General features: G+C 51.7%; 18 protein-coding genes and 7 tRNA genes. 21 read left to right on the top strand and 4 right to left on the bottom strand.

The window, feature by feature from the left end; genetic code table 11:
- Window positions 1–5: 5 nt before the first annotated feature.
- The 3 genes from chiP to nagE form a co-directional block, all read right to left on the bottom strand.
- Window positions 6–1,412, bottom strand: coding sequence for a chitoporin ChiP (chiP, locus tag OGV71_RS21755; protein ID WP_003022813.1), 1,407 nt, complete (start codon window positions 1,410–1,412; stop codon window positions 6–8).
- Window positions 1,413–1,847: 435 nt separating this feature from the next.
- Entirely contained in the window at window positions 1,848–3,515 is a 1,668-nt protein-coding gene (gene glnS, locus OGV71_RS21750) for a glutamine--tRNA ligase (protein WP_071696184.1), read from the bottom strand.
- A 186-nt stretch (window positions 3,516–3,701) separates the two neighbouring features.
- Entirely contained in the window at window positions 3,702–5,651 is a 1,950-nt protein-coding gene (gene nagE, locus OGV71_RS21745) for a PTS N-acetyl glucosamine transporter subunit IIABC (protein WP_003847374.1), read from the bottom strand.
- 345 nt (window positions 5,652–5,996) lie between these two features.
- Here nagE and nagB point away from each other — a divergent pair, with 345 nt between their 5' ends.
- The 12 genes from nagB (at window position 5,997) to OGV71_RS21685 (ending at window position 13,049) form a co-directional block, all read left to right on the top strand.
- On the top strand, window positions 5,997–6,797 hold the full coding sequence (nagB, locus tag OGV71_RS21740) for a glucosamine-6-phosphate deaminase (RefSeq protein ID WP_003022803.1): 801 nt from the start codon (window positions 5,997–5,999) through the stop codon (window positions 6,795–6,797).
- A 60-nt stretch (window positions 6,798–6,857) separates the two neighbouring features.
- Entirely contained in the window at window positions 6,858–8,006 is a 1,149-nt protein-coding gene (nagA, locus tag OGV71_RS21735) for an N-acetylglucosamine-6-phosphate deacetylase (protein ID WP_003022800.1), read from the top strand.
- A gap of 8 nt (window positions 8,007–8,014) precedes the next feature.
- Window positions 8,015–9,235, top strand: a complete 1,221-nt coding sequence (gene nagC, locus OGV71_RS21730; protein ID WP_003022796.1) for a DNA-binding transcriptional regulator NagC — start codon at window positions 8,015–8,017, stop codon at window positions 9,233–9,235.
- Window positions 9,236–9,401: 166 nt separating this feature from the next.
- Complete coding sequence (gene nagD / locus OGV71_RS21725) at window positions 9,402–10,154, top strand: ribonucleotide monophosphatase NagD (protein WP_003022792.1); 753 nt, start codon at window positions 9,402–9,404, stop codon at window positions 10,152–10,154.
- 299 nt (window positions 10,155–10,453) lie between these two features.
- A complete protein-coding gene (gene asnB, locus OGV71_RS21720) occupies window positions 10,454–12,118 on the top strand; it encodes an asparagine synthase B (protein ID WP_003835552.1) in 1,665 nt (554 codons plus the stop codon).
- A gap of 223 nt (window positions 12,119–12,341) precedes the next feature.
- Window positions 12,342–12,418, top strand: a tRNA-Met gene (locus OGV71_RS21715).
- 9 nt (window positions 12,419–12,427) lie between these two features.
- A tRNA-Leu gene (locus tag OGV71_RS21710) sits at window positions 12,428–12,512 on the top strand.
- A 23-nt stretch (window positions 12,513–12,535) separates the two neighbouring features.
- Window positions 12,536–12,610: transfer RNA gene (locus OGV71_RS21705), tRNA-Gln, on the top strand.
- Window positions 12,611–12,647: 37 nt separating this feature from the next.
- Window positions 12,648–12,722, top strand: a tRNA-Gln gene (locus OGV71_RS21700).
- A gap of 21 nt (window positions 12,723–12,743) precedes the next feature.
- Window positions 12,744–12,820: transfer RNA gene (locus tag OGV71_RS21695), tRNA-Met, on the top strand.
- Between the two features lie 43 nt (window positions 12,821–12,863).
- Window positions 12,864–12,938: transfer RNA gene (locus tag OGV71_RS21690), tRNA-Gln, on the top strand.
- A 36-nt stretch (window positions 12,939–12,974) separates the two neighbouring features.
- Window positions 12,975–13,049 (top strand) — tRNA-Gln (locus tag OGV71_RS21685).
- Between the two features lie 120 nt (window positions 13,050–13,169).
- Here OGV71_RS21685 and ubiF read toward each other — a convergent pair.
- Window positions 13,170–14,345, bottom strand: a complete 1,176-nt coding sequence (ubiF, locus tag OGV71_RS21680; RefSeq protein WP_204583886.1) for a 3-demethoxyubiquinol 3-hydroxylase — start codon at window positions 14,343–14,345, stop codon at window positions 13,170–13,172.
- 145 nt (window positions 14,346–14,490) lie between these two features.
- Here ubiF and miaB point away from each other — a divergent pair, with 145 nt between their 5' ends.
- The 9 genes from miaB to gltL all read left to right on the top strand — a co-directional run bounded on the left by miaB (window position 14,491) and on the right by gltL (window position 23,808).
- Window positions 14,491–15,921: a tRNA (N6-isopentenyl adenosine(37)-C2)-methylthiotransferase MiaB gene (miaB, locus tag OGV71_RS21675; RefSeq protein WP_048219325.1), complete on the top strand. Its 1,431-nt coding sequence runs from the start codon at window positions 14,491–14,493 to the stop codon at window positions 15,919–15,921.
- 206 nt (window positions 15,922–16,127) lie between these two features.
- The gene (locus tag OGV71_RS21670) at window positions 16,128–17,174 is read left to right on the top strand and encodes a PhoH family protein (protein ID WP_192474639.1); all 1,047 of its coding nucleotides are present in this window, start codon (window positions 16,128–16,130) and stop codon (window positions 17,172–17,174) included.
- Window positions 17,171–17,644, top strand: a complete 474-nt coding sequence (ybeY, locus tag OGV71_RS21665; RefSeq protein WP_003022773.1) for an rRNA maturation RNase YbeY — start codon at window positions 17,171–17,173, stop codon at window positions 17,642–17,644. Before OGV71_RS21670 ends, ybeY begins: the two co-directional genes overlap by 4 nt.
- A 158-nt stretch (window positions 17,645–17,802) precedes the next feature.
- Complete coding sequence (gene corC / locus OGV71_RS21660; protein WP_003022770.1) at window positions 17,803–18,681, top strand: CNNM family magnesium/cobalt transport protein CorC; 879 nt, start codon at window positions 17,803–17,805, stop codon at window positions 18,679–18,681.
- A gap of 24 nt (window positions 18,682–18,705) precedes the next feature.
- The gene (gene lnt / locus OGV71_RS21655; protein WP_204583888.1) at window positions 18,706–20,244 is read left to right on the top strand and encodes an apolipoprotein N-acyltransferase; all 1,539 of its coding nucleotides are present in this window, start codon (window positions 18,706–18,708) and stop codon (window positions 20,242–20,244) included.
- A gap of 356 nt (window positions 20,245–20,600) precedes the next feature.
- Window positions 20,601–21,509: a glutamate/aspartate ABC transporter substrate-binding protein GltI gene (gltI, locus tag OGV71_RS21650; protein ID WP_003022762.1), complete on the top strand. Its 909-nt coding sequence runs from the start codon at window positions 20,601–20,603 to the stop codon at window positions 21,507–21,509.
- A gap of 159 nt (window positions 21,510–21,668) precedes the next feature.
- Window positions 21,669–22,409 (top strand): glutamate/aspartate ABC transporter permease GltJ, encoded by a 741-nt coding sequence (gltJ, locus tag OGV71_RS21645; protein WP_003022759.1) that lies wholly within the window; start codon window positions 21,669–21,671, stop codon window positions 22,407–22,409.
- Window positions 22,409–23,083, top strand: a complete 675-nt coding sequence (gltK, locus tag OGV71_RS21640) for a glutamate/aspartate ABC transporter permease GltK (RefSeq protein WP_003022757.1) — start codon at window positions 22,409–22,411, stop codon at window positions 23,081–23,083. The genes gltJ and gltK overlap by 1 nt, the downstream gene beginning before the upstream one ends.
- The gene (gltL, locus tag OGV71_RS21635) at window positions 23,083–23,808 is read left to right on the top strand and encodes a glutamate/aspartate ABC transporter ATP-binding protein GltL (protein ID WP_003022754.1); all 726 of its coding nucleotides are present in this window, start codon (window positions 23,083–23,085) and stop codon (window positions 23,806–23,808) included. The genes gltK and gltL overlap by 1 nt, the downstream gene beginning before the upstream one ends.
- The last annotated feature ends 41 nt before the right edge of the window (window positions 23,809–23,849 follow it).

Genomic DNA, 23,849 nt, shown 5'->3' with positions numbered 1-23,849 from the left:
TGGCATTAGAAGATAGTGAACGGAGCAATAACGATGAATTTCACGTCGCGCTCATCCTGGAAGATGTTGCCGTAACCACCACCCCAGCTCGGAATATCTGAATGGTTGTCGTACTGGGTGAAGTGCAGTTTAAACATAGTGCCCTTCGCACGACCATCCTGCAGGGTGTAAACCGCATCCAGGCTGTAAGAAGATTCTTCGATAGTGCGGTTTTTGTCGTAGTACGCATCCGGGTTGAGCTGCCAGGTAGCGGGTTTGGCATCCCATGCGTAAACGTAGGACGCGCCCACTGCCCAGCCCGGCAGGTTCCAGTTCTTCAGGTCATACATTGCGCCGAAGAAGACTGCCTTTTCGCCGTTGGCGTTGAAGTCAGAACGGTTATCCCACCACACGTCCAGGCGACCGTTTGATGAGGCGTAGGTCGGGGTCATACGCTGCAGGAAGTAGCCTTGCTGCCCATCTGCTTTAACCCATGTGCCTTCCAGACGCAGGTCAACCACTTCCGCTACTTTATAACCGAAGGTCAGCGCCTGCAGCCAGGCCGTGCCGTCATAAATATCGTTCACGGTGCGATCGTCAACTTTGTCACGTGCGCCGTAGAATTGATAGCTGGTAGTAAACGGGTTACCGCCTAAATCGAATTTGTAGCTGGCTTTGGCGAAGTACTGATCGACGTAGCCTTCAGACTGACCAAATGCCGCTTCCAGCAACAGGTTATTTTTGAAGTCATATTTCGCGCCGATTGAATGCAGGTAATCAACGCTGGTCTTTTTATCAGCCTGATAGAATTTATCGACTTCGGTGTGCCACGGTGCTTTATATTCGTTAGCCCACATATAGGAGAAGCTTAGTGCGCCAGCATCACCATAGTCAAAGTTGGCACCGGCTTCAGCCCCCTGATAGGTACCTGGCATAAAGCTCCAGTGCGGTGCCAGCAGAGTCTGCCCGGTTGGTTGAATGTAACCGGCACGCGCCCAGGTTGGGCCGTATTTAAATTTAGCTGCTGCTTTATAAAGGCTAATCCCGCTCTTATCGCCGGAGTAATCCTCGTCATAGCCTTTATTTTTGGAAGAGAATGCGATTTCGTTTGGATGGCCGCTTTCGCTACTTTCGTTCATTTCAATAGCGGTAAATGCTGCGATATCAATACCAAACATATCGGCCGCATAACCGGACTGGAAGTCGAGGTTAGCGTTCCAGGTGGAGTGAGAAAGGTTGGTTTTGTATTTGTCATGATCGGTCACATCTTTACGGTCACGCTCACGCTGCCAGTAATAGATGCCGCCGGTTAAGGTTGAGTCATCAATAAATCCTTCGGCGTGTGCCTGCGGAGCGACAACAAAACCCGACATTGCTGTGATACCGGCGATAGCCAGCGCCAGCGTACTACGTTTGCCACTAAACGTACGCATATGTTAATCCTCTTTGACATAAAAATGCTGCCGATATAAGCGGACAGCGAAAAAACAAAAATTAAAAAAGTAGCGCCAAGAAAACCTCAGTGACTACAATGAATAGACTATTTTTCGCGACGCGAATTATCAATCTCTTTCTGTAACGAGTATGTAATAGTATGAGCAACCGCACATATTTCATTGCTTTCTGTTACATTTTCATTGGGAGATAAAAAAGCGTTGATAAAATGAAAAAATCGCTTGTTTTCCATAGAGATGAAATCGGTTTCAGCCCATTTCACATTGAGGTAAGTTATTTAAACGTAAAAACATTCAGCCGATTTATTATTACAGACATGTAATTAATTCGCTGCGCAAACGGAGCCTGTCAAACGGTTTTATTGCGAAAAAAAACGCCGCATGAAGCGGCGTTTAGAGAGGATGTGTTGCGACTTATTCGCCCGCTTTAGCCCACGTATCACGCAGACCAACGGTACGGTTAAACACCAGCTTGTCAGCCGTTGCATAACGGCTGTCCAGGCAGAAGTAACCTTCACGCTCAAACTGGAACGCTTTACCTGCAACCGCAGCCTGCAGCGACGGCTCACCGTAACCCTGCTTAATGACCAGCGATTCAGGGTTAATAACGGACAGGAAGTCTTCCGCCGCACCTGGGTTTGGCACGCTAAACAGACGGTCGTACAGACGGATTTCAATCGGTAGCGCATGGGACGCGCTCACCCAATGAATAACGCCTTTAACTTTACGACCATCGGCCGGATCTTTGCTCAGGGTGTCAGCATCGTAGGTGCAGAAAATGGTGGTGATCTTCCCTTCTGCATCTTTCTCAACACGTTCGGCCTTGATCACGTAAGCATTACGCAGACGTACTTCTTTACCCATCACCAGACGCTTGTACTGCTTGTTCGCTTCTTCGCGGAAGTCTGCGCGATCGATCCAAATTTCACCGCTAAACGGTACTTCACGGCTACCCATTTCCGGTTTATTCGGATGGTTAGGCATAGTGACCAGCTCGCTTTCGCCCTGCGGGTAATTTTCGATAACCAGTTTCACCGGATCGATAACCGCCATCGCGCGCGGAGCATTTTCGTTCAGATCTTCGCGGATGCAGGATTCCAGAGAAGCGATCTCAATGGTGTTGTCCTGTTTGGTCACACCAATACGTTTGCAGAACTCACGGATCGCGGCAGCGGTGTAACCGCGACGACGCAGACCAGAGATCGTCGGCATACGCGGATCGTCCCAGCCTTCAACGTGCTTGTCGGTCACAAGCTCGTTCAGCTTGCGCTTGGACATCACGGTGTATTCCAGATTCAGGCGCGAGAATTCGTACTGGCGCGGATGAACCGGAATGGTGATGTTGTCCAGCACCCAGTCGTACAGACGACGGTTATCCTGGAACTCCAGCGTACACAGTGAATGCGTAATGCCTTCCAGCGCATCGCTGATGCAGTGGGTAAAGTCGTACATCGGGTAGATGCACCACTTGTTGCCGGTCTGATGGTGTTCGGCGAACTTAATGCGGTACAGCACCGGATCGCGCATCACGATAAACGGCGAAGCCATATCGATTTTCGCACGCAGGCAGGCCTTACCTTCTTCAAAGCCACCGGTACGCATTTTTTCGAACAGCGCCAGGTTCTCTTCAACGCTACGATCGCGGTACGGGCTGTTTTTACCTGGCTGAGTCAACGTGCCACGGTATTCGCGGATTTCGTCCGCTGACAGTTCGTCAACGTACGCCAGCCCTTTATTAATAAGCTCTACCGCATAGGCGTGAAGCTGATCGAAGTAATCCGAAGAGTAGCGAATGTCGCCAGTCCAGTGGAAACCTAACCATTCAACGTCGTTTTTAATCGACTCAACGTACTCGATATCTTCTTTAACCGGGTTCGTATCATCAAAACGCAGGTTGCACTGGCCCTGGTAATCTTGCGCAATGCCAAAGTTCAGACAAATGGATTTCGCGTGGCCAATGTGCAGATAGCCATTTGGCTCCGGCGGAAAACGGGTATGGATAGTGGTGTGCTTACCACTGGCCAGATCTTCATCGATGATCTGACGAATAAAGTTACTCGGGCGGGCTTCAGCCTCACTCATCGTGGATTCCTCAAAGCGTAAACAACGTATAACGGAGTATGATCTTATAAGCGACGTCAGGAGACAACTATTAGTTGCACAAAAAAGCTGTTCAGCAGGAGATATGAGGGCATTTGCTGCAAAAAAAAGCGGCGGAGGACTATCCCCCGCCGCTTAAGGCACTTAACTCACTTTACTCAGGAGCAGTTACTTACCTTTAATCTCATACAGTGGTGTTTGACCGGCAACCACGTGACCTTCGGCTTTAATGACCAGAGCGCCGAAATCATCGCTGTTGCTGCACACAACCGGGCTTATCATAGAACGTGCGTTAGCGTTCAGGAACTCCAGATCCATTTCCAGAATCGGTTGGCCTGCAGTAACTTCCGCACCTTCTTCAACCAGACGCTTAAAGCCTTTACCTTCCAGCGCGACGGTGTCGATGCCCATATGGACCACGATTTCCGCGCCTTTAACAGTTTCCAGGCAGAACGCGTGGTTAGTGTTGAAGATTTTCACGATGGTGCCCGCAGCCGGAGCAACCACGATTTTATCCGTTGGTTTCACCGCCACGCCGTCGCCTACAGCTTTGCTGGCGAAGGCTTCATCAGGAACCTGCTCCAGCGCAACTACGTCACCGGTGATCGGAGAAACCAGCGCTTCAACGGTGACTGCATTCGCTACCGCCTGCGGTTTTGCTACCGGAGCCGCTGCTGCTGGCGCACTTTCACCAGACGCTGCTGCCACCGGGCCACGCGCGACAACTTTCTTCATTTCGTCGCCGATGGATTCAGCTTTCGCACCCACGATGACCTGAATTGTTTGCTTATTCAGCTTAACGACACCCGATGCTCCTAAACGTTTACACATCGCATCGTTTACGCGACCGGAGTCGGCAACGGTCAGACGCAGACGAGTGATACAGGCATCAATCGCTTTCAGGTTATCAGTGCCGCCAACCGCTGCAATGTAGCTGGTTGCCAGTTGAGCCAAACCTTCTTCAGTGTTGCTGTTGGCTTCTTCAGTAACGATATCGTCTTCTTTATCTTCGCGGCCCGGCGTTTTCAGGTTAAACATACGAATAACCGCGCTGAACAACACAAAGTAGATGACGAAGAACACCAGACCCATCACCACCAGCATCCAGACGTTCTTACTTGCTGCCGGCAGGTTGTACATCAACACGTAGTCGATAGCACCTGCGGAGAAGGAGAAGCCCGCGTGGATCCCCAGCAGTGTTGCAACGAACAGGCTGATACCCGTTAACAGTGCGTGCAGGAGGTACAGCAGCGGAGCCAGGAACATGAACAGGAATTCCAGCGGCTCGGTAACACCGGTCAGGAACGCGGTGATCGCAACGGACAGCAGCATACCGCCAACCATCGGACGACGTGCTTTCGGAGCCGCGAAGTACATCGCCAGCGCCGCACCCGGCAGACCAAACATCATGATCGGGAAGAAGCCAGACATGAACATACCCGCAGTGCCGTCACCCGCGTAGAAACGGTTGATGTCACCGTGGAATACGGTACCTGCAGCGTTAGTAAATTCGCCAATCTGGAACCAGGCAATAGTATTCAGCACCTGATGCAGACCGGTTGGGATCAGCAGACGGTTGATGAAACCAAAGATACCGGAACCCAGCGCGCCAGCGCCCACGATCCACTCACCACCCGCATGGATGGCGTTCTGTACCGGTGGCCATACGTAACCGAAGATAGCAGCCAACACCAGACAGAAGAAGCCAGTGGCGATCGGCACGAAGCGTTTGCCGCCAAAGAAGCTCAGGAAGTCAGGCAGTTTGATACCAGACCAGCGATTATACACGGCACCGCCGACCAGACCGGTGATGATACCAGCCAGCACGCCCATATTGATTGCAGGGTTAATGGTAACCATTGCTTTGGTCAATATGAAATAACCGACCGCACCTGCCAGCGCTGCTGCACCTGCGCTGTCTTTTGACCAGCTGGAAGCAACACCGATCGCAAATATTAACGCGAGGTTATCAAAGATGGCCCCACCCGCTTGCGCGATGAAGGGTACGTTAAGTAAATCTGGTTGGCCGAATCGCAGCAGCAGTGCCGCGACTGGCAGCACAGCGATGGGGAGCTGTAACGCCCTACCCAGCCGCTGGAAAAAACCTAATATATTCATTTTATTCCCCCTACGAGACCCCGATTAGGCTCCTTTGAAGCCATATTTTTATTGTGCGACCATTTCTGACAAACGATAGATTCTGGAACAACAATATTAACCATTCATCTACATTCAGAGTGTGTGGAAAATTAATTCGTATCGCAAATTAAAAGCGTGTTTTTTGTGATTACAGTCACCAAATATCGTTATCAACCCTCCCTTTCACTGGCTAACTGTGAAAACTTATTTTATCATTCAAAAAATCGAAACGGATTGATCCTTACCGATGCAAAACCAGGTTACGCTTAATACTGCACAGAGACTCAATCCGCCAATTGCTTACATTTACTTTTGAGGTGAAGAATGAGACTGATCCCCCTGAATACCGCTGAACAAGTCGGCAAATGGGCTGCTCGCCATATCGTTAACCGTATTAACGCGTTCAAACCAACGGCAGATCGTCCGTTCGTTCTGGGCCTGCCGACTGGCGGTACTCCGCTGACAGCTTATAAAGCATTGGTTGAAATGCACAAAGCGGGCCAGGTGAGCTTCAAGCATGTTGTTACTTTCAATATGGACGAATATGTTGGCCTGCCGAAAGAACATCCGGAAAGCTACCACAGCTTTATGCACCGCAATTTCTTTGATCACGTTGATATTCCAGCAGAAAACATCAACCTCCTCAATGGTAACGCGCCGGATATTGATGCAGAATGCCGTCAGTATGAAGAAAAAATCCGTTCTTACGGTAAAATCCACCTGTTTATGGGCGGTGTAGGCAACGATGGTCACATCGCGTTCAACGAACCGGCTTCCTCTTTGGCTTCCCGTACCCGTATCAAAACGTTGACTCACGACACACGTGTTGCTAACTCACGCTTCTTTGACGGCGACGTAAGCCAGGTGCCTAAATATGCGCTGACCGTTGGCGTGGGTACCCTGCTGGATGCCGAAGAGGTGATGATCCTGGTTCTGGGCCACCAGAAAGCACAGGCGCTGCAAGCCGCCGTTGAAGGCAACGTTAACCACATGTGGACCATCAGCTGCCTGCAGTTGCATCCAAAAGCCGTTGTGGTCTGCGATGAGCCTTCCACCATGGAACTGAAAGTGAAGACGCTGAAATACTTCAACGAGTTAGAAGCGGAAAATATTAAAGGTCTGTAATTGATGTCTCCGCCCTGTCGATGAGTTGCAGGGCGGCATTTTTTGAAATCGGGGGTCGGAATGTATGCTTTAACCCAGGGCCGGATCTTTACCGGTCACGAAATTCTTGATGACCATGCGATTGTTGTCGCCAATGGCCTGATTGACAGCGTTTGCCCACTGGCTGAGTTACCGTCAGGAATTGAACAGCGCTCACTGAATGGGGCCATTGTTTCCCCCGGTTTTATTGATGTACAGCTAAACGGCTGCGGCGGTGTACAGTTTAACGATACGGCAGAAGCCGTGACCGTTGAAACGCTGGAAATCATGCAGAAAGCCAATGAAAAATCTGGCTGCACCAACTATTTGCCAACGCTTATCACCACCAGCGATGACCTGATGAAACAGGGTGTTCGCGTGATGCGTGAATACCTGGCGAAACACCCGAATCAGGCATTAGGACTTCATCTTGAAGGCCCGTGGCTGAACCTTGTGAAAAAAGGTACCCATAATCCGGGATTTGTCCGTCAGCCGGACGCTGCGTTGGTTGATTTCCTGTGCGATAATGCGGATGTGATCACCAAAGTCACACTGGCACCAGAAATGGTCCCGGTAGAGGTCATCACCAAACTGGTTAATGCCGGTATCGTGGTTTCTGCGGGTCACTCCAATGCAACGGTCAAAGAAGCCAAAATCGGTTTCCGCGCAGGCATCAGCTTTGCGACCCATTTGTTCAACGCGATGCCGTACATTACCGGTCGTGAACCAGGTCTGGCGGGCGCAATTCTTGATGAAGCCGATATCTACTGCGGTATCATCGCCGATGGCCTGCACGTTGATTACGTTAACATTCGTAATGCTAAGCGCCTGAAAGGCGACAAGCTGTGCCTGGTCACCGACGCGACCGCGCCAGCAGGTGCAAACATTGAACAGTTCATTTTCGCTGGTAAAACAATATACTACCGCAATGGACTGTGTGTTGATGAGAACGGTACGTTGAGCGGTTCATCATTAACCATGATTGAAGGTGTACGCAATCTGGTCGAACATGCGAATATCGCTCTCGACGAAGTCCTGCGCATGGCAACGCTCTACCCTGCTCGCGCCATTGGCGTCGACAAACAACTCGGCAGTATCGCGCCAGGCAAAGTAGCCAACCTGACTGCGTTCACGCACGACTTTAAAATTATCAAGACCATCGTTAATGGCAACGAGGTCGTTACTGAGTAAGAGAAAGAATGACACCAGGCGGACAAGCTCAAATAGGTAATGTTGATCTCGTAAAACAGCTTAACAGCGCGGCGGTTTATCGCCTGATTGACCAGCATGGGCCAATCTCGCGAATTCAAATTGCCGAGCAAAGCCAGCTTGCCCCCGCCAGCGTAACCAAAATTACGCGTCAGTTGATCGAACGCGGGCTGATCAAAGAAGTCGATCAGCAGGCCTCCACCGGGGGCCGCCGCGCTATCTCTATCGTCACAGAAACCCGCAATTTCCACGCCATTGGCGTACGCCTGGGGCGCCACGATACGACGCTCACTCTCTATGATATGAGCAGTAAAGTGGTCGCCGAAGAGCATTACCCTCTCCCGGAGCGCACCCAGGAAACGCTGGAATATGCGCTGCTCAACACCATTGCCATCTTTATTGAGAGCTGTCAGCGGAAAATCCGCGAGCTGATCGCAATTTCTGTCATCCTGCCAGGCCTTGTCGATCCTGAAAGCGGCGTCATCCGCTATATGCCACACATTCAGGTCGAAAACTGGGGGCTGGTCGAAGCGCTCGAAAAACGCTTCAAAGTTACCTGCTTTGTTGGTCACGATATTCGCAGCCTGGCGCTGGCTGAGCACTATTTCGGGGCAAGCCAGGATTGCGAAGACTCCATTTTGGTGCGAGTGCACCGCGGAACCGGCGCGGGAATTATTTCCAATGGCCGCATTTTCATCGGTCGCAATGGCAACGTCGGTGAGATTGGTCATATTCAGGTTGAGCCGCTGGGTGAGCGCTGTCACTGCGGTAATTTCGGCTGTCTGGAAACCATTGCGGCCAACGCCTCTATCGAACACCGCGTACAAAACTTGCTAAAGCAAGGCTATCCAAGCCGGCTCACGCTGGATGATTGCAGTATCAAAGCCATCTGTAAGGCAGCGAATAAAGGCGATAATCTGGCAGCAGAAGTCATCGAGCATGTTGGCCGCCATCTGGGTAAAACCATCGCTATCGCCATCAACCTGTTTAATCCGCAGAAAATCGTCATTGCGGGCGAAATTACCGAGGCTGATAAAGTACTGCTGCCTGCAATAGAAAGCTGTATCAACACGCAGGCGTTGAAGGCGTTTCGCCATAATTTACCGGTGGTTCGGTCCACGCTGGATCACCGCTCCGCCATTGGCGCCTTTGCGCTGGTGAAACGCGCAATGCTTAACGGGACTTTGCTGCAACGTTTGCTGGAAAGCTAATACACGTCATCCTTCAAGCTGCCTCTGCGTTAGCTGCATCTGCTCACCCCGGTCACTTACTTCAGTAAGCTCCGGAGGTTCGCAGACTTGCCGCCTTGATGCGACTCGAATGATGTAGTGTATTTTGTGTATAGTAATGCCTTCTTTTTTTAATGTCGGATTGTCCATGGCCATTAAGAATGTAATTTGTGATATCGACGGCGTGCTGATGCACGACAATGTTGCCGTACCGGGTGCGGCAGAATTTCTGACTGGGATCCTGGAAAAAGGTCTGCCGTTAGTCCTGCTGACTAACTACCCTTCGCAGACCGGGCAAGATCTGGCAAACCGCTTCGCCACCGCAGGTGTGAATGTCCCTGATAGCGTCTTTTATACTTCCGCGATGGCTACCGCTGATTTTCTTCGTCGCCAGGAAGGAAAAAAGGCCTATGTGGTAGGTGAAGGCGCGTTAATTCACGAACTGTATAAAGCTGGATTTACCATTACCGACGTGAACCCCGATTTTGTGATTGTTGGCGAGACGCGTTCCTATAACTGGGACATGATGCATAAAGCGGCGTATTTTGTCGCCAACGGCGCTCGTTTTATCGCCACTAACCCGGATACCCACGGTCGCGGCTTTTATCCCGCCTGTGGAGCACTCTGTGCCGGTATTGAGAAGATCTCAGGTCGTAAACCATTTTATGTCGGCAAACCCAGCCCGTGGATTATTCGCGCGGCGCTCAACAAAATGCAGGCGCACTCAGAAGAAACCGTCATTGTTGGCGACAACCTGCGCACCGATATTCTGGCAGGTTTTCAGGCGGGTCTGGAAACTATCCTGGTACTGTCTGGCGTATCCAAGCTCGATGATATTGACAACATGCCGTTCAGACCAAGCTGGATTTACCCGTCTGTTGCTGAAATTGATGTGATTTGATTCGCAGGCCGGATAAGACATGAGTTCGTCTTATTCGGCAATTTTGCAGCGTTATTGCCGGATGACGGCGTCATCGCCTTATTCGCCCCACGAAGTCCATCCATTCAATAAAACCGCCATAAAACTGTCGATTCATCAATAAACACGTCTATTCTGTAATCTTTTTTCACCAATCCACAATGACCATTGCATTTTTTATTTTCTGACCCGCAATTCGCTTGCGCCCTCTCCCGCTTTGCGGCATTTTCTTTATCAAGCAAACATAAAAAGCATCACGCAACAGGTTAACGGAGAAGGTTATGTGTTCTATTTTTGGCGTATTCGATATTAAAACTGACGCAGTTGAACTGCGTAAAAAAGCCCTGGAATTGTCTCGTCTGATGCGCCATCGCGGCCCGGACTGGTCGGGTATTTACGCCAGTGATAACGCCATTCTGGCACACGAACGTCTGTCCATCGTCGACGTCAACGCCGGTGCTCAGCCGCTGTACAACGTGAAGAAAACGCATATCCTGGCGGTTAACGGTGAAATTTATAACCACCAGGCGCTGCGCGCTGAGTACGGCGATCGCTATCAGTTCCAGACCGGTTCCGACTGCGAAGTTATCCTCGCGCTGTATCAGGAAAAAGGCCCAGAGTTTCTGGATGATCTGCAAGGCATGTTTGCCTTTGCCCTGTATGACAGCGAGCAGGACGCGTATCTGATCGGTCGCGATCATATTGGGATCATCCCGCTGTATATGGGTTACGACGAACACGGTAACTTCTATGTTGCGTCTGAAATGAAAGCGCTGGTTCCTGTCTGCCGCACAATCAAAGAATTCCCGGCCGGTAGTTATTTGTGGAGTAAAGACGGTGAAATTCGTCAGTACTACCAGCGCGACTGGTTTGAATACGATGCAGTCAAAGACAACGTTACCGATAAAAACGAGCTGCGCCAGGCGCTGGAAGATGCGGTGAAAAGCCACCTGATGTCAGATGTTCCTTATGGAGTACTGCTGTCCGGCGGTCTGGATTCATCCGTCATTTCCGCGATCACAAAAAAATACGCGGCACGCCGTGTTGAAGATCAGGAACGTAGCGAAGCCTGGTGGCCACAGCTGCACTCCTTCGCCGTCGGCCTGGAAGGCGCTCCTGATCTGAAAGCTGCACAAGAGGTGGCGAACCATTTGGGTACCGTGCACCACGAGATCCACTTCACCGTGCAGGAAGGTCTGGATGCTATCCGCGACGTTATTTATCACATCGAAACTTACGATGTCACGACGATTCGCGCCTCGACGCCAATGTACTTAATGTCGCGTAAAATTAAAGCGATGGGCATTAAAATGGTGCTGTCGGGCGAAGGTTCGGACGAAGTATTTGGCGGTTATCTCTATTTCCACAAAGCACCAGATGCAAAAGAACTGCACGAAGAAACCGTGCGCAAGCTGCAGGCACTGCATATGTTCGACTGCGCCCGTGCCAACAAAGCGATGTCAGCCTGGGGCGTGGAGGCACGCGTGCCGTTTCTGGATAAGAAATTCCTTGATGTGGCGATGCGCATCAACCCGCAGGACAAAATGTGCGGCAACGGCAAAATGGAAAAACACGTTCTGCGCGAATGTTTTGAGTCCTACCTGCCGGCAAGCGTCGCATGGCGTCAGAAAGAGCAGTTCTCTGACGGTGTTGGTTACAGCTGGATTGATACACTGAAAGAAGTCGCTGCTGAACAAGTTTCTGACCAACAACTGGAAACCGCCAGCTTCCGTTTCCCATACAACACGCCATCATCTAAAGAAGCGTATTTGTACCGTGAAATTTTCGAAGAGTTGTTCCCGGTTGCGAGCGCTGCGGAATGCGTACCTGGCGGGCCGTCTGTAGCCTGTTCTTCCGCTAAAGCGATCGAATGGGATGAAGCGTTTAAAACCATGAACGATCCGTCTGGTCGTGCGGTTGGCGTACACCAGTCTGCTTATAAATAAGTAATCCTTAGAAAAGGGCCCAGCGGGGCTCTTTTTTTATGTCTGTTTTCTGTGCAAAAAAACAATTAATAACTAATAATTGCCGAATATTGCGTCATGCTGTTCGCAACCTAACCAAACAGTCACATTCCAGCTATTTTCAATGAAAAAGGGGTTGACGCTTCAAGGCTCAATACGCATAATGCGCCCCGCAACGCCGATAAGGTTACGCGAAAAAAAAGATGGCTACGTAGCTCAGCTGGTTAGAGCACATCACTCATAATGATGGGGTCACAGGTTCGAATCCCGTCGTAGCCACCATCTTTTTTTGCGGGAGTGGCGAAATTGGTAGACGCACCAGATTTAGGTTCTGGCGCCGCAAGGTGTGCGAGTTCAAGTCTCGCCTCCCGCACCATTCACCCGTAAGCGTTGCACGGATGGGGTATCGCCAAGCGGTAAGGCACCGGTTTTTGATACCGGCATTCCCTGGTTCGAATCCAGGTACCCCAGCCATTTTTTCTTCGATATAGCGGTTCACCGCAACGGTCATTGGGGTATCGCCAAGCGGTAAGGCACCGGTTTTTGATACCGGCATTCCCTGGTTCGAATCCAGGTACCCCAGCCATCGAAGAATATGATAGTATCTGGCTACGTAGCTCAGCTGGTTAGAGCACATCACTCATAATGATGGGGTCACAGGTTCGAATCCCGTCGTAGCCACCATATTAAGGACGTATCGACTCGTTCGGTAAATCCAAAAAATTGTTGGGGTATCGCCAAGCGGTAAGGCTCTGGTTTCTGATACCAGCATTCCGAGGTTCGAATCCTCGTACCCCAGCCAATTTCAAAAAGTCGTCCACTTTGTGGGTGCACCCGTTGGGGTATCGCCAAGCGGTAAGGCTCTGGTTTCTGATACCAGCATTCCGAGGTTCGAATCCTCGTACCCCAGCCATATTAAAAAAGCTCGCTTCGGCGAGCTTTTTGCTTTTCTAACGTCGGGTGATGGCAAGACTTACCAAGCCTACATGACTTGTAGGCCTGATAAGCGTAGCGCCATCAGGCACCACTCGAGCTACAACCCTAACGCATACTTCAGTGCCTGACGTTTCAGTACGCCAGCGCGCTCTGCGGCCATGAGCCCGAGATTACGCATGATGCGCAGCGGCTGCAGGTTATTGCTGAATCCGGCGTAGAACAGATCCATACCGCTTTGCATGATGAAATTGTCAGTCATACGGCGATTCTGATAACGCTTGAGCACCGGCTGACTGGCCCAGGATTCACCGTAGCTACGCGCATTCACCAGCACATCAATCAACGCATCGACATCACGAAAACCCAGATTAACGCCCTGCCCCGCCAGTGGGTGAATGGTATGCGCGGCATCACCTACCAACGCCAGCCCCGGTTGCACATACTGCAGCGCATGACGACGCGTAAGTGGGAATGCCCCCGCCGCCACAGGCGTAACGTTACCGAGTCGTGAAGGGAAATGTTTAGCGATCTCCGCCTGCAGTTGCGGCATATTCAGCGCTTGCAATTGGCGGATGCGAGCTGGTGAGTCGTACCACACCAGCGAGGCCCAGTTATCGAACAACGGTAAAAACGCGCGCGGACCGTCAGGGGTAAATTGCTGCCAGGTACTGTCTCCCGGCGAATGCTCGCATTGCACGGTAATCAACATACAGGACTGCGCATACTGCCAGGCATGAATGCCAATCCCGGCCATTTTCCGCACCTGAGAATTGGCACCATCCGCGCCGATGACCAGCTTCGCGCTGATTTTTTCACCATCTGCCAGTTCAAGTTCATGCCGATCGTGATGTTGATGCAAAGAGAGAAGCGACGCCGGCACGCGCAGCGTAACTTTAGGGTGAACTTCCAGCGCCTGCCAGAGCGCCTGTTGCAGGACCGTGTTCTCCACCATATAGCCCAACAAAGGCAGCTTAAGCTCGGCGGCATCAAACATCACATGGGCATTTTCCCATTCCCATGTTTCCAGACGACGGTAAGGATGGCTACGCATTCCCTGAACCGTATCCCAGACGCCCAGCCCTTTCAGCAACGACACGGAGGCGGAGCTAATGGCCGAAATTCTGACATCAGGCTGTCCATCAGCCACAAACGGCGCGGGAACGGCATGTTCAATCACCGTTACCGTAAATCCATGCTGCGCCAGTCCTAGCGCCAGCGCGCCGCCGACCATCCCCCCGCCGACAATGGCAATTTCCGTTGGTTGATTTGTCATGGTCAATTTTCCAGTTACATGTATTGTGTAAGTTTACAGGATTTTTTACCCCTTGAGGCTGACATCCGTCATACTGGTCACAACCGCGCCAAAGCAGTACACTATGCGCCCTGCATTTCAGCCACAATTTCGCAAGAGCAAGTCGATGACCAAAAAACTCCATATTAAAACCTGGGGCTGTCAGATGAACGAATACGATTCATCGAAGATGGCCGATCTGCTGGATGCCACTCATGGGTATCAACTGACTGACGTGGCGGAAGAAGCGGATGTGCTGCTGCTGAATACCTGCTCAATCCGTGAGAAGGCTCAGGAAAAAGTGTTCCATCAACTGGGCCGCTGGAAACTGTTAAAAGAGAAAAATCCCAAGCTCATCATTGGGGTCGGTGGCTGTGTTGCGTCTCAGGAAGGCGATCATATTCGCCAGCGCGCGCATTACGTCGATATTATTTTTGGGCCGCAAACGCTGCATCGCCTGCCGGAAATGATCAACAAAGTGCGTGGAAGCACGACCCGTAGCCCGGTGGTTGATATCAGTTTCCCGGAGATCGAAAAGTTCGACCGCCTGCCGGAACCGCGTGCTGAAGGTCCAAGCGCGTTTGTGTCCATCATGGAAGGTTGTAATAAATATTGTACTTACTGCGTGGTTCCCTACACCCGCGGTGAGGAAGTCAGCCGTCCGGCGGATGATATTCTGTTTGAAATCGCCCAGTTGGCAGCCCAAGGCGTGCGTGAAGTGAACCTGCTGGGGCAAAACGTGAACGCCTGGCGTGGTGAAAACTACGACGGCACGATCGGATCCTTTGCCGATCTGCTGCGTCTGGTAGCAGCGATCGACGGCATTGATCGTATCCGCTTCACCACCAGCCATCCGATCGAATTCACCGATGATATCGTTGAAGTTTATCGCGATACGCCAGAGCTGGTGAGCTTCCTGCACCTGCCGGTACAGAGCGGCTCAGACCGCGTACTGAACCTGATGGGACGTACCCACACGGCGCTGGAATACAAAGCGATTATCCGCAAACTGCGCGCTGCGCGTCCGGATATCCAGATTAGCTCCGACTTCATCGTTGGCTTCCCAGGTGAAACCACGCAGGATTTCGAGCAGACCATGAAGCTGATCGCTGACGTCAATTTTGACATGAGCTACAGCTTTATCTTCTCTGCGCGTCCTGGCACCCCTGCCGCCGATATGGTTGATGACGTACCAGAAGAAGAGAAGAAACAGCGTCTGTACATTCTACAGGAGCGTATCAACCAGCAAGCTATGGCCTGGAGCCGTCGTATGGTTGGTACGATCCAGCGCATCCTGGTTGAAGGCACATCGCGTAAGAGCATTATGGAACTGTCAGGGCGTACCGAAAATAACCGCGTGGTGAACTTTGAAGGTACCCCGGATATGGTCGGTAAGTTTGTGGATGTTGAAATTACCGATGTCTGGACGAACTCCCTGCGCGGCAAAGTGGTGCGTACCGAAGACGAAATGGGCCTGCGCATCGCAGAATCCCCTGAATCGGTCATTGCGCGTACCCGCAAAGAAAACGATCTGGGTGTTGGTATTTATCAGCCTTAATCCTGCTGAAAGACGTAAAAAAGGCCCGATACCGCTACACTTATCGGGCCTACACTTCTGGGCTCGCTGTCCCGACGGGCCTTGTAATCAGCCCTGGCATCCCCATATTTATTGCAATGCTTGCGCCTTTCCCCCATGGCGTGAATAATTTCCTTAGATGCCGGTAAATGTTCAGCGTCCGGCGAGACATGCATAAGAGGAACAGTTTGAACATAGACACTCGCGAAATCACCCTTGAACCCGCAGACAACGCCCGCCTGTTGAGCCTTTGCGGCCCATTTGATGACAACATCAAACAGCTGGAACGTCGCCTCGGCATCGAAATTAACCGCCGTGATAACCACTTTAAACTGACCGGCCGCCCAATTTGCGTCACCGCTGCGGCAGATATTTTACGTAGTCTGTACGTCGATACCGCCCCAATGCGCGGTCAGACGCAGGACATCGAGCCTGAACAAATTCATCTGGCGATCAAAGAAGCGCGTGTGCTTGAGCAAAGCGCAGACAGCGTGCCTGAATTTGGCAAAGCGGTGAACATCAAGACCAAGCGCGGAGTAATTAAGCCGCGTACGCCGAACCAGGCACAGTACATTGCAAATATCCTCGACCACGACATCACCTTTGGCGTTGGCCCTGCGGGTACGGGTAAAACGTATCTCGCCGTTGCCGCTGCGGTTGATGCGCTTGAGCGTCAGGAGATCCGTCGTATTCTGCTGACCCGTCCGGCAGTGGAAGCGGGCGAAAAACTGGGATTCCTGCCGGGTGATCTCAGCCAGAAAGTCGATCCCTATTTACGACCGCTGTATGACGCGCTGTTCGAAATGCTCGGTTTTGAGAAGGTTGAAAAGCTGATTGAACGTAACGTCATTGAAGTTGCGCCGCTGGCCTATATGCGTGGCCGTACGTTAAACGATGCGTTCATCATTCTTGATGAGAGCCAGAACACCACCATCGAACAGATGAAAATGTTCCTGACCCGTATCGGCTTTAACTCCAAAGCGGTCATCACCGGCGATATCACCCAGATTGACCTGCCGCGTAGTACCAAGTCCGGTCTGCGTCATGCCATTGAAGTACTGGCTGACGTCGACGAGATTAGTTTTAATTTCTTCCATAGCGAAGACGTGGTTCGCCATCCGGTGGTGGCTCGTATCGTCACGGCGTATGAAGCCTGGGAAGAAGCAGAACAGAAACGTAAAGCCGAGCAGGCTGCAGAACGCAAGCGCGAAGCTCAGGAGCAGGAACAAAAATGAGTCAGGTTATTCTCGATTTACAGCTGGCATGTGAAGACGAATCCGGTTTACCCACAGAAAGCCAGTTTCAGGGGTGGCTGGATGCGGTGATCCCGCAGTTTCAGGAAGAGTCTGAAGTAACCATTCGTCTGGTCGATGACGCGGAAAGCCATGAGCTCAACCTGACCTATCGCGGGAAAGATAAATCCACCAACGTGCTCTCTTTCCCGTTTGAAGCCCCGCCGGGCATTGAGATGCCGCTGCTGGGTGATTTGATCATCTGCCGTCAGGTCGTCGAGAAAGAAGCGCAGGAACAAGGTAAGCCGCTTGAGGCCCACTGGGCGCACATGGTGGTGCACGGAAGCTTGCATTTACTCGGCTACGACCATATCGAAGACGATGAAGCGGAAGAAATGGAATCCCTCGAAACAGAGATTATGCTTGCTCTGGGCTATGAGGATCCGTACATTGCCGAGAAGATTGCAGAATAGTAGCTTGCCGGATGGCGGCGCTTGCGCCTTATCCGGCCTACATTCATGCCTTTCATAGGCCTGATAAGCGTAGCGCCATCAGGCAAAACATGCCGTCAACAGCTGAGTATACGCATGACGCGCTTTGTATTAACTAACATGAGAACCCATACGACGCCATGAGCGACGACAATTCACACAGTAGTGACACCTTAAACAGCAAAAAGGGATTTTTTTCCCTGTTACTGAGCCAACTTTTCCACGGTGAACCGAAAAACCGCGACGAACTGTTGGAGCTGATCCGTGATTCCGGGCAAAACGACCTTATCGATGAAGATACGCGCGATATGCTCGAAGGGGTAATGGATATTGCGGACCAACGCGTGCGCGACATCATGATCCCTCGCTCCCAGATGATTACCCTGAAACGCAACCAGACCCTGGACGAATGTCTCGATGTCATTATCGAGTCTGCTCACTCGCGTTTCCCGGTGATTAGCGAAGACAAGGATCACATTGAAGGGATTCTGATGGCCAAAGATTTGCTGCCGTTTATGCGCAGCGATGCCGAAGCCTTCAGCATGGAGAAAGTGTTACGCCAGGCGGTTGTCGTACCTGAAAGCAAGCGGGTTGACCGCATGCTGAAAGAGTTCCGCTCCCAGCGTTATCATATGGCTATCGTCATCGACGAGTTTGGCGGTGTCTCAGGTCTGGTGACCATTGAGGACATCCTTGAACTGATTGTCGGTGAAATTGAAGATGAGTACGACGAAGAAGACGATATTGATTTCCGTCAGCTCAGTCGCCACACCTGGACTATTCGCGCGCTGGCGCCGATTGAAGACTTCAACGAAGCTTTCGGGACCCACTTTAGCGACGAAGAAGTCGATACCATTGGCGGGCTGGTCATGCAGGCCTTTGGTCATCTGCCCGCGCGTGGGGAAACTATCGACATTGATGGTTACCAGTTTAAAGTGGCAATGGCCGACAGCCGCCGTATTATTCAGGTTCATGTCAGAATTCCGGACGACTCACCCCAGCCAAAACTGGACGAATAAACCCGAAACTGGATCTAAGACTACATGGCATTTGCCCCATTAATTGAACGCCAGCGCATTCGCCTGCTGCTGGCGTTATTATTCGGTGCCTGCGGGACACTGGCTTTCTCACCGTATGACATCTGGCCCGCTGCGATTGTTTCGCTGATGGGCCTGCAGGCTCTCACCTTCAACCGCCGTCCGCTCCAGTCTGCCGCTATCGGCTACTTCTGGGGGCTGGGACTGTTTGGCTCAGGCATCAACTGGGTTTACGTCAGTATCGCGCAGTTTGGCGGTATGCCCGGCCCGGTTAACATTTTCCTCGTGGTTCTGCTTGCCGCATACCTTTCCCTCTACACCGGTCTGTTTGCCGGCGTGTTGGCGCGCTTGTGGCCGAAAACCACCTGGCTACGGGTGTCAATTGCCGCGCCGGTAGTCTGGCAAATCACGGAATTCCTGCGCGGTTGGGTACTGACCGGCTTCCCGTGGTTGCAGTTCGGTTATAGCCAGATCGACGGTCCGTTAAAGGGGCTGGCGCCGGTAATGGGCGTTGAGGCGATTAACTTCCTGCTGATGATGGTTAGCGGCCTGTTGGCGCTGGCGCTGGTGAGACGTAACTGGAAGCCGCTGGTTGTCGCACTCGTGCTCTTTGCTCTGCCTTTTCCACTGCGCTATATCCAGTGGTACACGCTTGAGCCGGAAAAAACCACCCAGGTCTCGATGGTGCAGGGCGACATTCCGCAGTCGCTTAAATGGGATGAAGGTCAGTTACTCAACACCCTGAAGATTTATCTCGACGCCACCCAACCCGAGATGGGCAAATCACAGCTAATCATCTGGCCAGAATCTGCTATTCCGGATCTGGAAATTAACCAACAGCGTTTTCTGAGCATGATGGATGACCTGCTGAAATCGAAAAACAGCACACTAATTACCGGTATCGTGGACGCGCGTCTGAACAAGCAGAATCGTTACGACACCTACAACACCATCATCACACTGGGTAAAGACAGTCCATACAGCTACGACTCCAGCAACCGCTACAACAAAAACCATCTGGTACCGTTTGGCGAGTTTGTCCCGCTGGAATCAATCCTGCGACCGTTAGCGCCGTTCTTTGACCTGCCAATGTCTTCGTTCAGCCGTGGCCCGTACGTACAGCCACAGTTGCATGCACACGGCTTTAAGCTGACCGCTGCCATTTGCTACGAAATCATTCTTGGCGAACAGGTTCGGGATAACTTCCGTCCGGATACGGACTACCTGCTGACTATCTCCAACGATGCCTGGTTTGGTAAGTCCATTGGCCCGTGGCAGCACTTCCAGATGGCGCGGATGCGTTCCCTTGAGCTGGCGCGCCCCCTGCTGCGTAGCACCAACAATGGTATTACGGCGGTGATTGGTCCTCAGGGTGAGATTCAGGCGATGATCCCGCAGTTTACCCGTCAGGTTCTGACCACCAGCGTGACGCCAACCACGGGCCTGACCCCTTATGCCCGTACCGGTAACTGGCCGCTCTGGCTGCTGACTGCACTGTTTGGCTTTGGTGCGGTGGTCATGAGCCTGCGTCAACGTCGTAAGTAACCTTCCTTCCCCGGCCGGATAACGCCTCGCTTATCCGGCCCACAAACATTTCCCACATCCCATTCTGGCACGTCTATTGCTTTGTTCTACAAGGCAAACGCTGTTTTGGCTGAATGTGCAACCTGGTCGCACCAAAGTTGAGCGCCGGTAGCACCTGAAAAGTGCAACAAGATATTTTTGCCCCCAAATGGTGCGGCGCACTTCGCAAAAATAAACAATAACACAGCAAATTCTTTACATTCATCCAAACTAAATGTTAACAAACACATACAAGACTGCACGTTTTAGTAGCAAACAATAACAACATCACAATGGGTATCAATGCGTCCCTGGCGCAGACGATAAAGGAGTTGGATATGCAATTACGTAAGCTCGCCACTGCCATGCTGGTCATGGGAATGTCCGCCGGTCTGGCGCACGCAGAAGACGCAGCACCCGCGGCAGGCAGCACGCTGGATAAGATCGCCAAAAATGGCGTGATCGTTGTCGGTCACCGTGAATCATCGGTACCGTTTTCTTACTACGATAATCAGCAAAAAGTGGTCGGTTATTCACAGGATTACTCCAACGCGATCGTTGAAGCGGTGAAGAAAAAGCTGAACAAGCCCGATCTGCAGGTAAAACTGATCCCGATTACTTCACAAAACCGTATCCCGCTGCTGCAAAACGGCACCTTCGACTTTGAATGTGGATCCACCACCAACAACGTCGAGCGCCAGAAACAAGCAGCCTTCTCTGACACCATTTTCGTTGTCGGTACCCGTCTGCTGGCGAAAAAAGGCGGCGACGTCAAAGATTTCGCTGACCTGAAAGGCAAAGCCGTGGTCGTGACTTCAGGTACCACATCAGAAGTGCTGCTGCACAAGCTGAACGAAGAACAAAAAATGGATATGCGCATCATCAGCGCGAAAGACCATGGTGACTCTTTCCGTACTCTGGAAAGCGGTCGTGCTGTTGCCTTTATGATGGATGACGCCCTGCTGGCTGGCGAACGCGCGAAAGCGAAGAAACCAGACAACTGGGAGATCGTTGGCAAGCCACAATCTCAGGAAGCCTACGGCTGCATGCTGCGTAAAGATGACCCTGAGTTCAAAAAGCTGATGGACGACACTATCGCCAAGGCGCAGACCTCAGGCGAAGCTGAGAAATGGTTTGATAAGTGGTTTAAAAATCCAATTCCACCGAAGAACCTGAACATGAATTTCGAACTGTCAGACGAGATGAAAGCCCTGTTCAAAGAACCGAATGATAAAGCGCTTAACTAACTAAAATAAATGGGAGGCTTCCCCTCCCTCTCGATTGTTACTCGGCACGGACAGACTATAAGCCTGATGGTCGTTCCCCATCAGGCCTGAAAACCGCAAAACGCCGAATAACAATCTTCGAGGGTAGCGCTGCTACCCTTTTTTTTCTGGAGTAGATTTATGTCTATAGACTGGAACTGGGGTATTTTTTTACAACAGGCCCCGTTCGGCAACACCACCTATCTCGGCTGGCTCTGGAGTGGTTTCCAGGTCACGGTCGCGTTATCTATCACTGCCTGGATTATCGCTTTCCTCATAGGCTCTTTATTCGGCATCTTACGTACCGTCCCAAATCGTTTCCTTTCCGGGATCGGCACGCTATACGTTGAGCTGTTTCGTAACGTTCCGCTCATCGTTCAGTTCTTTACCTGGTATCTGGTCATTCCTGAACTGCTGCCGGAAAACATTGGCATGTGGTTCAAGTCGGAACTGGATCCCAACATTCAGTTCTTCCTCTCATCCATGCTTTGTCTGGGGCTGTTTACCGCCGCGCGCGTCTGTGAGCAGGTTCGCGCCGCGATTCAGTCCCTGCCTCGCGGGCAAAAAAACGCCGCGCTGGCGATGGGGCTGACTTTGCCGCAGGCCTACCGCTATGTGCTGCTGCCAAACGCATACCGCGTGATTGTTCCGCCAATGACCTCAGAGATGATGAACCTGGTGAAGAACTCCGCGATCGCCTCCACCATCGGCCTGGTCGATATGGCGGCGCAGGCGGGAAAACTACTGGATTACTCCGCCCACGCATGGGAATCGTTTACCGCCATCACGCTGGCCTACGTCCTGATTAACGCCGTCATCATGCTGGTGATGAATCTCGTCGAACGCAAAATCCGCCTGCCTGGCAATTTGGGAGGCAAATAATGTACGAATTTGACTGGAGTTCTATCGTCCCTTCCCTGCCGTATCTGCTGGACGGGCTGATCATCACCCTGAAAATCACCGTTACGGCAGTCGTCATTGGTATTGTCTGGGGAACCATCCTTGCAGTAATGCGTCTGTCCAGCTTCGCGCCGATTGCCTGGTTTGCGAAAGGCTACGTCAACGTATTTCGTTCTATTCCGCTGGTCATGGTGCTGCTGTGGTTCTACCTGATTGTGCCCGGCTTTTTGCAAAACGTACTGGGTCTGTCGCCTAAAACCGATATTCGCCTGATCTCAGCGATGGTCGCGTTTTCGATGTTTGAAGCTGCGTACTATTCCGAGATTATCCGTGCCGGTATCCAGAGTATTTCTCGTGGGCAATCCAGCGCCGCGCTGGCGCTGGGGATGACACACTGGCAGTCGATGAAGCTGATCATTCTGCCACAGGCCTTCCGCGCGATGGTACCACTGCTGCTGACCCAGGGCATCGTACTATTCCAGGATACCTCGCTGGTCTATGTATTGAGTCTGGCAGACTTCTTCCGTACCGCCTCCACCATTGGCGAGCGTGACGGCACACAGGTTGAAATGATCCTGTTTGCTGGCGCCGTTTATTTTGTATTCAGTCTGAGCGCATCGTTGTTGGTCAGCTATTTGAAGAAAAGGACAGTTTAATGATTACCCTGAAAAATGTTTCTAAATGGTATGGTCACTTTCAGGTGCTGACCGACTGCTCCACGGAAGTGAAAAAAGGTGAAGTGGTGGTGGTTTGCGGCCCGTCAGGTTCAGGTAAATCAACGCTTATCAAAACGGTGAACGGGCTGGAGCCGGTGCAACAGGGCGTCATCACCGTTGATGGTACCGTGGTGAATGATAAAAAAACCGATCTGGCCAAACTGCGCTCTCGTGTTGGTATGGTGTTCCAGCACTTTGAACTGTTCCCGCATCTGTCGATCATTGAGAACCTTACTTTGGCGCAGGTAAAAGTGCTTAAGCGCGATAAAAAGCCGGCCCGCGACAAAGCGCAAAAGTTACTGGAACGCGTTGGTCTGTCAGCACATGCCGAGAAGTTCCCGGCCCAACTCTCCGGGGGCCAGCAACAGCGTGTCGCTATCGCCCGGGCACTATGTATGGATCCTATCGCCATGCTGTTTGACGAACCGACATCGGCGCTTGATCCTGAAATGATCAACGAAGTACTGGACGTTATGGTTGAACTGGCCAATGAAGGGATGACCATGATGGTGGTAACCCACGAAATGGGCTTTGCGCGTAAAGTGGCGAACCGGGTGATCTTCATGGATGAAGGAAAAATTGTTGAAGACTCACCGAAAGAAGAGTTCTTCGCTAATCCGAAATCGGACCGCGCCAAAGACTTCCTCGCGAAAATCCTGCACTAATCTTGCTGGCGCGCATCTCCATGTGCGCGCCACCTCACGCT

Source organism: Citrobacter sp. Cf088, from assembly GCF_030334295.1.
Lineage (GTDB): Bacteria > Pseudomonadota > Gammaproteobacteria > Enterobacterales > Enterobacteriaceae > Citrobacter > Citrobacter freundii.
Note: the sequence above shows the minus strand (reverse complement) of the source record. Positions and strands in the feature narration are given on the sequence as shown.